The following is a 14,276-nucleotide window of genomic DNA, read 5'->3' as shown; positions in this document are numbered from 1 at the left end:
CGTTTAAGGAGTCCGCATTATGAGTGCTCCTAATTCAAACCATGTTCCGGATAACGCGTCAATTATGGCGCAAATGATCCAACGGCTACCGCTGTCGGACATCCATTTTCGCCGTATCAGTGAGCTTATCTATCTGCGCGCCGGTATCGTTCTGGCGGATCACAAAAGAGAGATGGTTTACAACCGACTGGTTCGTCGATTGCGAATTCTAGGAATTAATGATTTTGGCCAGTATCTGGCGATGCTGGAAAGTGATGCGAATAGCGCCGAATGGCAGGCATTTATTAATGCTTTAACCACCAACCTGACGGCTTTTTTTCGCGAAGCTCATCATTTTCCTATTCTCGCTGAACATGCTCGCTCTCGGCCGAACAATTACAGCGTCTGGAGTACCGCCGCCTCAACCGGGGAAGAGCCTTACTCCATCGCCATGACCCTGAGTGAAGCACTGGGGCCAAGAATGGCCAGTTGCAGCATTCATGCCAGCGACATTGATACGCAGGTATTAGAGAAGGCCGTTGCTGGCGTCTACCGACAGGAAGAGTTGCGCACGCTCAGTGCCCAGCAGATGCAAAAGTTCTTCCTGAAAGGCACTGGCCCGCACAGTGGGTTGGTGCGCGTTCGCCCGGAGCTGGCGCAAATGGTGGCTTTTCAGCAGATCAACTTGCTGGCTGGCCACTGGCAGCTTAATGGGCCATTTGATGCGATTTTTTGTCGGAACGTGATGATCTACTTCGACAAACAGACGCAGGAAAAAATCTTACGCCGATTTGTTCCGTTACTAAAACCGGGCGGCCTGATGTTTGCCGGACATTCCGAAAACTTCAGCCAGATTAGCCGGGAATTTTATTTGCGTGGCCAAACTGTTTACGGTCTCGCCAAGGAGAGGTAATGAATAAAATCAGAGTGTTGAGTGTCGATGACTCGGCGTTGATGCGGCAGTTGATGACCGAAATTATCAACAGTCATCCGGATATGGAAATGGTGGCAACCGCGCCTGATCCGCTGGTTGCGCGCGACCTGATAAAAAAATTCAATCCGCAGGTTTTGACGCTGGACGTCGAAATGCCGCGCATGGATGGACTGGATTTTCTCGAAAAATTGATGCGCCTGCGCCCGATGCCGGTGGTGATGGTTTCTTCTTTAACCGGGCAGGGGTCGGAAATTACCTTACGGGCGCTGGAGCTGGGGGCCATTGATTTTGTCACCAAGCCGCAGTTGGGGATCCGAGAAGGCATGCTGGCCTATAGCGAACTGATTGCCGACAAGATCCGCACGGCGTCAAAGGCGCGGCTGAATAAGAACGTCAATGCTGATATGCCGCGCATGCTGAGCCATACGCCGCTGCTCAGTAGTGAGAAGTTAATTGCCATTGGCTCATCTACCGGCGGGACCGAGGCGATTCGCCACGTGTTACAGCCGTTGCCGCCGACCTGCCCGGCACTGATGATCACTCAGCATATGCCGCCTGGGTTTACCCGCTCTTTTGCTGACCGGCTGAACAAGCTGTGCCAAATCACGGTGAAAGAGGCGGAAGACGGCGAGCGTGTGCTGCCGGGACATGCTTACATCGCGCCGGGGGACAGGCATATGGAGCTGACCCGCAGCGGGGCAAACTATCAGGTCAAGTTGAACGACGGCCCGGCGGTGAATCGCCATCGCCCGTCGGTTGACGTGTTATTCCGTTCGGTGGCGCAGTTCGCCGGACGCAATGCTGTTGGGGTGATCCTGACAGGAATGGGCAATGACGGCGCTGCCGGCATGCTGGAGATGCACCGCGCCGGGGCCTATACCCTGGCACAAAACGAAGCCAGTTGTGTGGTGTTCGGGATGCCCCGTGAGGCGATCGCCTCCGGTGGGGTCAATGAGGTGGTGGATCTCAGCCAAATAAGCCAGCGCATGCTGGCACAAATATCAGCCGGACAGGCTTTACGTATTTAATTTTTCATCCCGCTAGGGTGATGAAGCAGCACAATTTAGGAGCACTAAAACATGGCCGATCCAAATCTGCGTTTTCTGGTGGTAGATGACTTTTCAACTATGCGCCGCATCGTGCGCAACCTGCTGAAAGAACTTGGTTTCCAGAATGTGGAAGAAGCCGAGGATGGCGTTGATGCACTGAACAAATTGCGTGCCGGTGGATTCGACTTCGTGGTGTCTGACTGGAACATGCCAAACATGGACGGTCTTGATCTGCTGAAAACTATCCGCGCCGACGCCGCATTGGCAAAAATGCCGGTGCTAATGGTCACCGCAGAAGCCAAGAAAGAGAACATTGTGGCAGCCGCTCAGGCTGGCGCCAGTGGCTATGTCGTTAAGCCATTTACTGCCGCGACTCTGGAAGAGAAGCTCGGCAAAATTTTTGAAAAACTAGGCATGTAGGAGCAGATATGGCTGACTTACTTCCTCCAGGAATGACAATGCCTGCAAACGATGCAGCAACCGCGGGTGATATTATCGCCCGGATTGGGCAACTGACACGCATGTTGCGCGACAGTATGCGCGAATTGGGGCTTGATCAAGCCATCGCCCAGGCAGCGGAAGCCATTCCTGATGCCCGCGATCGTCTGGATTACGTTGTCACCATGACCGCTCAGGCGGCAGAACGTGCTTTAAACTGTGTTGAAGCGGCGCAACCGCGCCAAAACAAACTTGAATCCGCGGCGAAGAAACTGGATGCGCGCTGGGACGAGTGGTTCGAAAACCCAATCGAGCTGTCCGATGCTCGTGAACTGGTGACGGACACCCGAAGCTATCTGAAAGAAGTTCCTGAGCACACCAGTTTTACCAATGCGCAGTTGTTGGAAATCATGATGGCGCAGGACTTCCAGGACTTAACCGGGCAAGTTATCAAACGCATGATGACCGTGGTCCAAGAGATTGAGAATCAGCTGCTGTCCGTGCTGATGGATAACATTCCTGAGCAGAACATTAAAGCCAAGCGTGAAAACGACAGTCTGTTGAATGGCCCGCAACTCAATGCAGAAGGCGTCGGCGTGGTGGCTTCCCAAGAACAAGTTGATGACTTGTTGGACAGTTTGGGCTTCTAAATCGACGCCTTCCTCTCTTATCTCTACCTCCCATATTCCATCCGTTTGTATTCTGGGCAAACGGATGGAGTCAGTAATAGCGATCTTTAGCGCAGCTTAATCATTTTTTCTCAAAAAATAGTTACCCGGCTTATTAGAATAAATCTAAACCAATGATCCTTTTTTCTTAGTTAATTCTAAGCGAGAAATAATTGCCTCTACTGTTTAATTTCTAAGAATTTCATTCTCATGAGTTTCTTATGCACGATGCTTGGAATATATAACCGAGAAATATCCCAATTAAAGGCATTTAATGTATGTGGTTTTATTAGCAAATACGCTTTCCAAAGTATTGCTCCATTAAAATGCTGTCGTTATACTGCGCCGCATCAAGAGGTTATTAGCGTTATCAATAACTCTTCTTGTTATCTTTGAACATATTTCCTCATTTTAATTAACAGAGGAAAAAAAGGATATTGGTTATTGTTAACCAATAAATGTAGCAGTAACAATTGACTATATATAAGGAAATTACCCATGAAAAAGATGACTATGTCACAAGCAGCTACCATCGTTGGCGGTACTTTTAAAAGCTATTGCAACAACACCTATGAGCAGAGTATGGGCCCTAACGGTAAAGTCGCATGCTATTCTGTAAAAACCTGTACTGATAAGCACGGTGTTATCAACAAGAAAATGACCGTTAGCTCGGGTTCAAACTGTTTAGCAAACTGATGAGTCGATAAGTTGATTTAGTCAGTTGGGTACATTGTTAGTTATAACTTTGTACCCATTTTTTTAATTACCTCCCTATACTCAAGGATTGAGTGGACCATGCGTAAAAAAATAATCTCCGTTACTTTATATACGATTTTCATTGCGGTAATTTCTGCCTTGATCACTACGGCCTATTTTCACCAGTTTGTTTTAAATAAAAACGAACAAACCTCTCAAGATTTATTAACATCGCTCAGTACAGATAACGTCACCAACAGCATCATTGAAGATGGGCAGGATATTATTGAAATCCTCTCTTATGGTTGCCATTACTGTGCATCGAATGAAGAAAATATCCAACAGCTTGAAAAACGACTGCCTGCGGGGAAAAAGCTGGTGCGTTTGCATGTAAGCTATGACGACCAGTCCGGATTGGGGCGCTATGCCGCAGTATTTGCCACCCTTGATGCCATGGGCGTAGAAGCCAAATATCGTGATAGCGCTTATCAGGCAGTCAATAAAGATAATATTGATTTAGGTGATGTCGCACAGCTAACAGCCTGGCTTAAAAGCAACAAAATCAGTCTGGCGGAATACAACAAAGCGCGCCAATCACCTGTCGTGAAAGAGAAGCTGGCGTATATGACCCAGTTGACCCGCGATTATAATATCACCGTCACACCGACTTTTATCGTTGCTAAGAAGTGGGTAGCGATTCAGGATCGTTCATTCCCTGAATTTGCTGACCAGTTATTATCCTTGCTGAATACAGATCGTCCGCTGGAGCAGTAATGAAACTCCTGCTGTTGCGATGCTTATTAGCCTGGATGAATCTTGCCACTTATTTTCGGCGAGTGGGTGATCTCTTTCCGCGTATTGGGACGCGAATTAGCTATTTTTTACTGCGCCATATTCGCTATCGCTGGCTTTTCATTTTACCGCACATGAGTCGAACGTTAGGCATGACCGGACGTGGGCTCAGGCTGCGGGCCGAGGTTGCGCGGGCGAATAAAGCGTCCTTGCTGCAAGACAGTAAACCCCTTGATTATATCTGGTTAACCCAGCGCCGCGAGTGGCTGGTGAAAGCCGCGACCTATGGGCGTAATGCTCAGGTTCTTCAAGAGATTGCTGCCTGCACCGTGCAACTTAATGCAGTGGTTGAACCCTTACATCGACAGGGACAGCCAGTGATGCTGGCTCCGCTCCATATGGTGTCGGACATTCTGGCGACCATGGTGGCAGCCGGGGTTTATCCTGGTAAAGCCACGGTGATTGCCTCCTTTGGCGAGCAGGTTAATTCACCTGAAGAGCTGACACTAGGCGGGTTGAACCTTGATTACTGTTCGATTCATGACCAGAGCAATGTTATTGCCGGAAACTTAATGACGTCTGTGATGGGAGCGGCGCAGGGTGATCGTAATATTATATTGTTCCCCGATATTACCCCTGAATTCACTCTTGGCGCTTACCAAGGGCAAACCTCTAAATTGGCGTGCCAATTATTTCAACGCCCGGCCAAATTACATAATGGCATTGTGAGGTTGTCACGTGCGATATCCGCCCAGGTGGTGTTTTATCATCTCTATTATGAAGGGGGCGTGAAGATAAAGATTTATCCGCCGATGCAGGCCAGGCAATTAAAACAGCAGATGCCAGAAATTATTGAACAGTCGATTAGAGAGCATGCCGATGATTGGATGTTATGGCATGCACATTCACTCTACTTTATTAATGAGTAACATCCGAGATCCCATTACTGCGCATTAATTTAACAGGACGTTAAAACAGTCAATTATGGATAATATTATTCCGAAATTAATTTTTCAGGGCGAAACCAACGAGTGCGGCTTAGCCTGCATCAGTATGCTTGCTGAAACGCAGGGGATCAGCATCTCTCTGGAAGAGCTTCGCGAGCGTTTTCCCGCTTCGGCTCACGGCACTGCCTTGTCGACGCTATGTGAAATTTTATCCGAATTGGCTATTCCGGCCTATCCGGTGGTGTTCGAGCGGCAAGAGCTCGCTGAGATCCCACTCCCCGCCATTCTCCATTATGGGGCTAGCCACTATGTGCTGCTGGCCTATCGGCAGGGCAACTATGTTTGTGTGATGAATCCCGGCATAGGTGAACAGTTGCTGCCTGTGGAGGCCCTTAAGGCAGAAATCAGTGGCTACGCGTTGGTGATTGACTCAGAGACGCCGCCTGACCCACAGGCCGTTGCCGCCGTGCAGCGCAATCGCCGTTTTCGCCTGCTGGAGTGCATGAGCCTCAAACAAACGGCGGCCATTTGCGGTATCTACGGCCTGATGGTGCTGGCATTTCTGGTGTCGCTAACGCTCTTCATCATGCCAATCATGGTGAGTAGCGCCATCAATACGGTGTTTTCATCAGCGGGTAACGCTGATTTTCCCTATTTCTATTTCCTGCTCGCCTTTATTGTCTCGACCCTGCTGGCCTATGTGGTTAGAAGTGTCACAGAGCGATTTATTAAGCGTTTTGTTGTCTTGCAAAGCGTGGCGGGCTTTTCACGGTTACTCAGCAACACTTTAAGCTTTTTTGATAAGCGCAGCCCAGGCGAAATCTACAGTCGCTTCTCCAGTTGGCAGTTTGCCGCGGCGCAGAAAATCGAGCTTGATAACGGCCTGCGAACTGACTGGATCGTGGGTGCCATTGCATTCGGCGTGATGTGTTATATGAGTCCACTGCTGGCGATGGTGTCGGCGGTGGGGGTGACATTGATGGGTCTGGTGAGCGTCTGGGCGATTTATCGCGACCGGTTTTACACGCAGCAATTGCAGGTCAAAAGCGCCGAACAGAGTGATTTCTTACTGGAAACCATTCAGGGTTTTTCCACTATAAAGTCGGCGGGTATCAGTGCTCAGCGCCAGCAAGTTTTCGCCACCTACGCATCATCGCTATTCATCTGCCAGCAAAAACAAAAGATGTACGAGCAGGTGAAAAGCAGTCTGTATCAGTTTATCGGTAGTCTGGAAATGGTGCTGTTTATGCTGCTGGCCCTTCCTTTGCTGAAAAACAATGTTATATCGCTGGGAGAGTTTTTTGCCTATAGCTTTGTGCGCCAAATTTTTACTAATTACATCACGCAAATCTTCTTTTCAGTGCTGCAAAAAAACCAGCTCCATGTCATCGATACCCGTGCGAATGATTTGTTCCCCCATGGCGCAAGCAAGGTGGAGCCTGAGGGCCAGCGTGCTGCCCCGGCGGTTAACTTTCACCAGTGCCTGAGCTATCGACAGATCAATTTTGCCTATGATGCCGCCAAACCTCTGTTGCAGCAGCTGTCATTTAGCGTCCAGCGTGGTGAAAAAATTGCCATTGTCGGCGAGTCAGGGGCCGGGAAAAGTACTTTGCTGAAAATTATTACCGGGCTGGTTAGCCCTCAGTCGGGGGAAATATTGGCTGATGGTGATGCATTAGACAGTCAGCAATTGCAGAAACTGTTTTTCTTGCAGAGCCAGGAGGACATCCTGTTTAGCGCCTCGGTGCTGGAAAATATCACGCTGTTTGATAACCACGTTGATGGTGAAAAACAGAGCCGCATTGATAAATCGCTGATGGGATTGAAGTTGCACGAGGTAATTGAGCAGCTTCCGGGCAAACAGCACGCGCTGATCCGCGAAAGTCATGCCGCGCTCTCTTTGGGACAGCGCCAGCGCCTGTTGCTAGCCAGAGCCATGTACAGCAATTGCCCAGTCTTAGTGCTGGATGAGCCCACGGCCAATCTCGATGATGAGACGGCTTACCGGGTCATGGCCTATTTAATCGAGCACTGCCGCGAATTTAACAAATCGCTGATCACCGTCACCCACAGCGAATCGACCTTAGCGCTGTTTGACAAGGTCTACCGCATGTCTTCCGGCCATATTGCTCAACTGAGTCAAGAGGTCACGCCAGAATGAAAAGAGCTATCGCTTTAATGAAAAACAAGCCCGGCAAAGCGGCGGCGGTAGTGATTGTCGTCATTGTCATGCTGATTGTCGGCGCATGGCTGCGTCAGGCAAGCGCCATCGGCGATACCTCGATTGCCACGGTCGCGGTGAGCCGCGGTGATATTGAGAAAACCGTGCTGGCGACCGGTACCCTCAAACCCTCTCTGCAAGTCAACGTGGGGGCGCAGGTCAATGGGCAATTGACCAAGGTTCATGTCCGCCAAGGTGAGAGAGTACAGAAAGGCCAACTGCTGGCTGAAATCGACCCGACGTTGCAGCTTAGCGAATTGCGCAAGTCTCAGGCAGAGCTGGCAAGCGCCGAGGCGCAAAAAAGGGCGGCGGTGGTCACCCTTGAGCAATATCAGTTGGAACTCAATCGCCAGTTGCGCCTCGACAGAGAAGGGGCGGGGACGCGCAGCACCCTCGAACAAGCACAGGCCAAGGTGGCCACTCAAAAGGCGCAAATTGATGTCAATCAGGCTGGGATAGTGCAAGCGCAGATGTCACTAGAAACGGCACAAGCCAATCTGGGCTTTACCCGTATTGGCGCGCCCATCGATGGTGTCGTCTTGGGGATTGTTACCCAAGAGGGGCAGACCATCGTTTCTTCGCAAAGTGCACCAACCATTTTGGTTCTCGCTGACGTCAGCACTATGTCGGTCCACACCCGCATTTCCGAGACGGACATTCTAAAAGTAAAAGTCGGCCAGCCGCTGTGGTTTTACGTGCTCGCCGAACCGCAACGGCGCTATGACAGCCAGATGCAGGCGATTCAAGACGCGCCGACTCAGGCATTGCAAGACAGCAATGGCGAAAGCTCATTCGATGATCAACCCTCCGCAGTCTATTACAACGGAATGTTCAACGTCGCCAACCCACAGGGCGTGCTGCGCACCTCGATGACTGCGCAGGTGTTTATCGTTGTGGAGCAGGCGAAGAACGCACTGCGCCTGCCGGTGACCGCCCTCGGGCCGCAGCAGGGTAAAAATCGCTATCAAGTGCAAGTGCTTAAAGATGGCCGCGCTGAGTCAAGATTGATTAACGTTGGCATCAACGATCGCCAGTTCGTGGAAGTGCTTGAAGGGCTGCAAGAAGGTGAGTCGGTGGTGACGGCGGCTGAAGCTATGACGGAGAGTGAAAATGGCTGATTCGACAGCGCTGATCGAACTCAAGCATATCTCCCGCAGCTTTGTCTCTGGCAGTGAGCAGGTGGAGGTGTTGAAGAATATCTCCCTGAATATCTATCGTGGCGAGATGGTCGCCATCATTGGCGCATCCGGTTCGGGAAAGTCGACGCTAATGAACATTATTGGTTGTCTCGACAAGCCGACTCAGGGCGAAATGCACATCATGAGCGTCCCCACCGGCTCCGCCAGCAGCGCCGAGTTGGCGCAGCTGCGCAGCCAGTTTATCGGTTTCATTTTCCAGCGCTATCACCTGATACCTTACTTAACCGCGCAGGAAAATGTTTCTATTCCGGCGTTATACACCGCCATGCCCGCCGCAGAGCGCGAACTCAGATCACAGTATTTATTAACCCGTCTGGGCCTTGCCGGGCGCATGTTGCATCGCCCGTCACAGCTTTCTGGTGGCCAACAGCAGCGCGTGAGTATTGCCCGCGCATTGATGAATGGCGCGAATATTATTCTGGCCGATGAGCCGACCGGGGCGCTCGATAGCACCAGCGGGCAGGAGCTTATGGCCATTTTACACGGCCTGCACCATGCAGGGCACACGCTGATTATCGTTACCCATGACCGTAGCATTGCCCGCCAGTGCCAACGGATTATTGAAATTAGCGATGGCGAAATTGTGGCGGACGGCGCGAACCCAGAGTGGCAAAAGGCTCCGATCAACACCGCCTTGCCCGTGGCCGTCGACACCGGCCGATCTCCCGCGTGGCGAGATGTAAAAGAGTCTATCCGCATGGCGTGGCGTTCGCTGCTCGGCCATCGCGGCAGAGCGTTTTTATCAATGCTCGGGATCATCATTGGTATCTCCTCCGTAGTATCTTCAGTGGCGGTAGGAGAAGGGGCGAGACAGAGCATCCTTAGCGAAATCAGCCAGTTGGGCAGCAGCACTCTGGAAATACTTCCTGGATTGAGCTGGGAACAAATGCGCCCGGAGTTTCAATGGGCGCTGAAAATCAGTGATGTAGAACTGTTGCAGCGCCAGCCCTATGTCGACAGCCTTTCACCCGTGGTCAGCAAGTCAGTAATGGCGGTGCGCGGTGGCAGGCAGGTTTCAACTTCCTTGTCTGGCGTTAGCGAGGGGTATTTTGACGTGCTGGGGGCCGTTTTCAGCGCGGGCAGTCGCTTTACTCGGCAAGACGTGGACGAGCGCGAGCCGGTGATCGTCATCGATACCAATATCAAAAACACCCTTTTTCCTCACTCCGAAGAGCCTATTGGGCAAATTATCCAACTGGCCGGTGTGCCTTTTCGAGTGATTGGCGTTGCCAATAAGCCCGGCCCGAAATATGCCGGGGACCTATTGCAAGCCTGGATGCCCTATACCTCGCTGCTACAGCGAATGTCGGGAGATAAGCCGCTGGCGTCAATCACCCTGCGGGTTGCCGAGGGCTATGCCATTGCTAACGTGCAGGAGAAAGTTGAGAAACTGCTGGAGCGTGAACACGGTCAACGCGACTTTTTCACCATGACCAATGACCAAATGACCAAAGCGATACAAAGCGCCTCCGACTCGATGACGCTGCTGATCACCGCCATTGCCGGTATTTCGCTGCTGGTGGGCGGAGTGGGGGTCATGAATATCATGCTGGTGTCGGTGACTGAGCGGACGCATGAAATCGGCATTCGTTTGTCCGTCGGCGCGCGCCCGGGCGACATCATGCGGCAATTTATAATCGAAGCCATGGTCATTTGCTCGCTAGGCGGCGCTATCGGCATTGTCGGGTCTGGCATTGCCGGTCTGATTTTCGCCCAGATCACGGATGCCTTCACCCTGGTCTTTACCTGGCCACCGATTGTCATGGCCTGCGCCTTTTCCGCTTTGATTGGCTTGGGATTTGGTTTTGTCCCGGCTCGCAACGCGGCCCGTCTACACCCAACGGAGGCACTGGCTCGCGAATGAGAAAAATACTTGGTTTGCTCATGCTGCTCTGCCTGTCGGGATGTGGACCCGCGCTCAAAAGTGACTATCAACGCCCGACGTTATCCGTCCCCGAACAGTGGCGCGCAAGCGAGAATACCGGCTCAACCGGCGCATCCTTCCTTAGCCACAGCGCCCATTGGTGGGACAATTTTCAGGACCCGCAGCTCTCCCGGGCCATTAACGCCATGTTGGAGAGCAATAACGATTTGGCTCTGGCAACTTTGGCGCTTCAGCAAGCCCAACTGACCGCAGGCCTGCGAAAGACCAATATGACGCCAGATTTCACCGCGTCGCTGTGGGCCAGCAATAGCAAAAATATCAGCACCTCGGCCCACGCTGATGAGAATTACAACGGCGCATTAAACGCTTCCTATGAGTTAGATTTGTGGGGGAGGCTGGCACGCAGCCGGGATCAGGCCGAATGGTTGGCTCAGGCATCAGAGCAAGACCGGCAGGCCACGGCGCTGACGCTGATTGGCACGCTGTCGCAGCTGTATTGGCAGTTGGGTAGTCTCAACCAGCAAATTATTAACGGCCAGCAAGGCCTTAATATCGCCGAAAGCTCTCAGCGTTTGGCCATGTCACGCTTTAACGCCGGGGAGGTCAGCCGTTTAGACGTGGTGCAGGCGGAACAGGCAGTGCTCAACCGCCGCGTGACCCAGCGTGACCTCGAGCGGCAGCGCGAAGAAGCGCGTAACGCGATGGCGATCCTGTTTAACCGTGGTCCTCATCAGAGACAGGCGGAGCCAGCAACGTTAAATATTCATCAGTCGGTCGCGGTCGTAGAGCATTTGCCGTTGGAGGTCATCGCCAAGCGACCGGACGTGCAGGTCGCGGAGTGGAACCTTCGGGCAGCCCTCGCGGGGTCAGACGTGGCACGCCTCGATTTTTATCCCAAACTGACCTTAAGTGCTGGACTCGGGGCCGGAGCCACGGCCTTTCAGCAGTGGTTCAGTAATCCGGTGCGCACGCTGGGAAGCACGCTTTCCCTGCCGTTCATTGAATGGAATAGGGTGCAGCTGACCATTGAGCAGTCAAAGCTTGAGGTACAACGGGCAGCTATTCAATTTCGCAGCAAGGTGTATAGCGCTCTGAGTGACGTGGATAACGCCATGTCGCAGCGCGTGACCTATCAACAGCAGAAACAGAGCCAATTGATTGATTTGCAACTTAGCCAGCAGCGGCTGCAACTGGCAAACAGCCAGTATCGCGCGGGTGCGGTTTCCTATCAGACATTGCTTGATGCACAGGACAGTTTGCTAAACAGCGAAAATACGCTGATGCAAACGCAATACAACTATCTCTATGCCACGATGAAACTCTGGCTGGCGTTGGGCGGAGTTTGATTTAACCGCCAGAAATTTAAAGGAATGCAAGATGAATAAGGATATTGCTGGCGCGGGGAATTCTCCACGCCGTGTAGTGATCACAGGTTACGGCGCGGTGACGCCAATGGGAGCAAATGCCACTGAAAGCTGGGACGCTATCATGAATTACCGCCTCGGCTACCGTTACTACGACAGGTCGGCGGCGGGGATTAAATCACGCTTTTTCGGCCTGATTGATAATGAGCCGCCGCTTAAGTCGGTGCCCGCCGCGATCCGTCGCCGGCTGCCGCGCTTTGCACATATGGCCTTACTCTCCGCGCAACAGGCCATGCAGATGGCCTTTGGTGAAAAGCGCCCTGAGCAGTTCTACGATTTGCTTGAGTGCGGCGCAATCATAGGCTCAGGCTGGGCTGGGCAGGATGAAACGCAGGTGCAGCATGAAGATTACCTGCGCAGCAATATTGGTTCACCCTTTGGTTGCTTCTTTTCGATGCCCAGTTCAGCAACGGCGGCGGTCAGTTTGTTGTGGGGCTTGAGGGGATATCAAAACTCGCCGGTGGCGGCTTGTGCCACTGGCACCATCGCCATTGGTGATGCTTTCGAACTGATTCGAGCCGGGCGCGCCAAGATGATGCTGGCCGGGGCGGGTGAGTCGCTGCGTTCTGACTCGTCGACCTGGAATATCGATATTCTCGGGGCGCTATGCCGCGAGCCGCAGGACATCACTAAGGCCTGTTGCCCGTTTAGCTCCGAGCGGAACGGCTTCGTCTTGAGCGAGGGGGCAGCCGTGCTCTGTCTGGAAGATCGCCAAAGCGCCCTGGCGCGCGGAGCAAGGATCCTTGGCGAGATTAAAGGTTATGGCAATTACTCTGATGCCTTTGATTTCACAGCCCCTGCGGAAGACAAAATTGCTCGCGTAGAAACGATTCGCCGCGCATTGGCGCAGGCCGGGATAACTCCCGATGACATTGATTATATCAATGCGCACGGAACCTCAACCCCGCTGAATGACCTAAACGAAACACAGGCCATCAAACAGGCTCTCGGCGAACAGGCCGCCTATAGTACCCCCTGTTCCAGCACTAAATCCTATTCCGGACACCTTATTGCCGCGGCAGGCAGCTTTGAAAGTATCGTCTGTTTGCAGGTGCTTGAGCATCAAATCATGCCCGCGACTCATCATATGCAGACTGCCGATCCCCATTGTGACCTTGATTACATCGTCGAAGGGCACCGTCGCGGCGACGTGAAAAATACGCTGAATCTTAGTTTTGGATTTGGTGGAGCAAACGCCGCCCTGATCATAGGTAAGGGGGAGTAATGTCAATGCAGTACCAATTGCAAGATGCCGAGCAGTGGGCGGCATTTTCCGGCGATAACAATCCTATTCACTTTAATTTAGCTGCAGCCCGCCAATTGGGGCTGGATGTGTTATGCATCCATGGCATGCGCGCCATGCTGGATATCAAAGCGAGTCTGGGGATTCAGGCACCCGTTGTCATGCCACAGGATCAAAGCCTGCTGTTTAGCTGTCGTTTGGATAAGCCGGTTTTTTATCAGCAAGCCCACCTGCTGGAGACCGAGCAACTCTCACGCAACGGCCAGATCCAACTGCGTAGCACCCTGCGTAATGCGCTAAGCCAGGAGGGGTGTATCAATGCCAAACTGGTCGCAGCACCTGACCTGACTAAAGGCCCGGAGGCCGAGGATGGCCAGATCTCAACGCTGGAAATGCTCACATCGTCGCGGCAATTGTCTGCAATGACCGGGCAGAGTCTCAACTCATGGAATGTGCTAGACGCTCTGCTGTTTAAGCAGCTTATTCACTCGCCAGAGACCATGTGCCGCGTTCGTGATGTGTTGCCAGAGCTGGATTGTACAGATTTGATGGCAGTATTTAGTCAAATGCAGATGGTGCAAACTCATCACGAAACGCATTTCTCTCCCAGTCTGTTAGCGCATGATGACATAACCGTTTTCGCCGAACCCCTGAGCTTCTCTATTTTACCTGCGCTAATGGTTGGTAAAAGCCATAGCGGGTTTATTTTGCGAGTAGCTATCCAAGCTTTTGTGGATAGGAAAGCGTTGATAAGAAGCTCCATTACATTGAAAGCGACAACTTTTGGCGCTGAATAAAACA

Annotated in this window: 13 protein-coding genes; all 13 read left to right on the top strand. The window is 52.1% G+C overall.

Going from position 1 to position 14,276, the window contains the following annotated elements; all coding sequences use genetic code 11:
- Positions 1–19: 19 nt before the first annotated feature.
- The 13 genes from cheR (at position 20) to ACT3RT_RS05600 (ending at position 14,272) form a co-directional block, all read left to right on the top strand.
- Entirely contained in the window at positions 20–892 is an 873-nt protein-coding gene (gene cheR / locus ACT3RT_RS05660; RefSeq protein ID WP_496202640.1) for a protein-glutamate O-methyltransferase CheR, read from the top strand.
- Positions 892–1,941: a protein-glutamate methylesterase/protein-glutamine glutaminase gene (locus ACT3RT_RS05655; protein ID WP_034789950.1), complete on the top strand. Its 1,050-nt coding sequence runs from the start codon at positions 892–894 to the stop codon at positions 1,939–1,941. Before cheR ends, ACT3RT_RS05655 begins: the two co-directional genes overlap by 1 nt.
- 51 nt (positions 1,942–1,992) lie before the next feature.
- Positions 1,993–2,382 (top strand): chemotaxis response regulator CheY, encoded by a 390-nt coding sequence (cheY, locus tag ACT3RT_RS05650; protein ID WP_100938303.1) that lies wholly within the window; start codon positions 1,993–1,995, stop codon positions 2,380–2,382.
- Positions 2,383–2,420: 38 nt separating this feature from the next.
- Entirely contained in the window at positions 2,421–3,050 is a 630-nt protein-coding gene (cheZ, locus tag ACT3RT_RS05645) for a protein phosphatase CheZ (protein WP_353501843.1), read from the top strand.
- 516 nt (positions 3,051–3,566) lie between these two features.
- Positions 3,567–3,764, top strand: a complete 198-nt coding sequence (locus ACT3RT_RS05640) for a DUF4762 family protein (RefSeq protein ID WP_353501844.1) — start codon at positions 3,567–3,569, stop codon at positions 3,762–3,764.
- 99 nt (positions 3,765–3,863) lie between these two features.
- The gene (locus ACT3RT_RS05635; protein ID WP_496202639.1) at positions 3,864–4,538 is read left to right on the top strand and encodes a DsbA family protein; all 675 of its coding nucleotides are present in this window, start codon (positions 3,864–3,866) and stop codon (positions 4,536–4,538) included.
- The gene (locus ACT3RT_RS05630) at positions 4,538–5,485 is read left to right on the top strand and encodes an ABC transporter (RefSeq protein WP_496202638.1); all 948 of its coding nucleotides are present in this window, start codon (positions 4,538–4,540) and stop codon (positions 5,483–5,485) included. Before ACT3RT_RS05635 ends, ACT3RT_RS05630 begins: the two co-directional genes overlap by 1 nt.
- Before the next feature lie 55 nt (positions 5,486–5,540).
- Positions 5,541–7,664, top strand: a complete 2,124-nt coding sequence (locus tag ACT3RT_RS05625) for a peptidase domain-containing ABC transporter (RefSeq protein WP_496202637.1) — start codon at positions 5,541–5,543, stop codon at positions 7,662–7,664.
- Positions 7,661–8,842, top strand: a complete 1,182-nt coding sequence (locus ACT3RT_RS05620; protein WP_485900305.1) for an efflux RND transporter periplasmic adaptor subunit — start codon at positions 7,661–7,663, stop codon at positions 8,840–8,842. The genes ACT3RT_RS05625 and ACT3RT_RS05620 overlap by 4 nt, the downstream gene beginning before the upstream one ends.
- Entirely contained in the window at positions 8,835–10,787 is a 1,953-nt protein-coding gene (locus ACT3RT_RS05615; RefSeq protein WP_496202636.1) for a MacB family efflux pump subunit, read from the top strand. Before ACT3RT_RS05620 ends, ACT3RT_RS05615 begins: the two co-directional genes overlap by 8 nt.
- Entirely contained in the window at positions 10,784–12,154 is a 1,371-nt protein-coding gene (locus tag ACT3RT_RS05610; RefSeq protein WP_496202635.1) for an efflux transporter outer membrane subunit, read from the top strand. The genes ACT3RT_RS05615 and ACT3RT_RS05610 overlap by 4 nt, the downstream gene beginning before the upstream one ends.
- 31 nt (positions 12,155–12,185) lie before the next feature.
- Positions 12,186–13,457 (top strand): beta-ketoacyl-[acyl-carrier-protein] synthase family protein, encoded by a 1,272-nt coding sequence (locus tag ACT3RT_RS05605; protein ID WP_496202634.1) that lies wholly within the window; start codon positions 12,186–12,188, stop codon positions 13,455–13,457.
- Positions 13,457–14,272, top strand: coding sequence for a MaoC/PaaZ C-terminal domain-containing protein (locus tag ACT3RT_RS05600; protein WP_496202633.1), 816 nt, complete (start codon positions 13,457–13,459; stop codon positions 14,270–14,272). Before ACT3RT_RS05605 ends, ACT3RT_RS05600 begins: the two co-directional genes overlap by 1 nt.
- Positions 14,273–14,276: the final 4 nt, after the last annotated feature.

This window comes from Ewingella sp. AOP9-I1-14 (assembly GCF_052375995.1).
Taxonomy (GTDB): domain Bacteria; phylum Pseudomonadota; class Gammaproteobacteria; order Enterobacterales; family Enterobacteriaceae; genus Ewingella; species Ewingella allii.
Note: the sequence above shows the minus strand (reverse complement) of the source record. Positions and strands in the feature narration are given on the sequence as shown.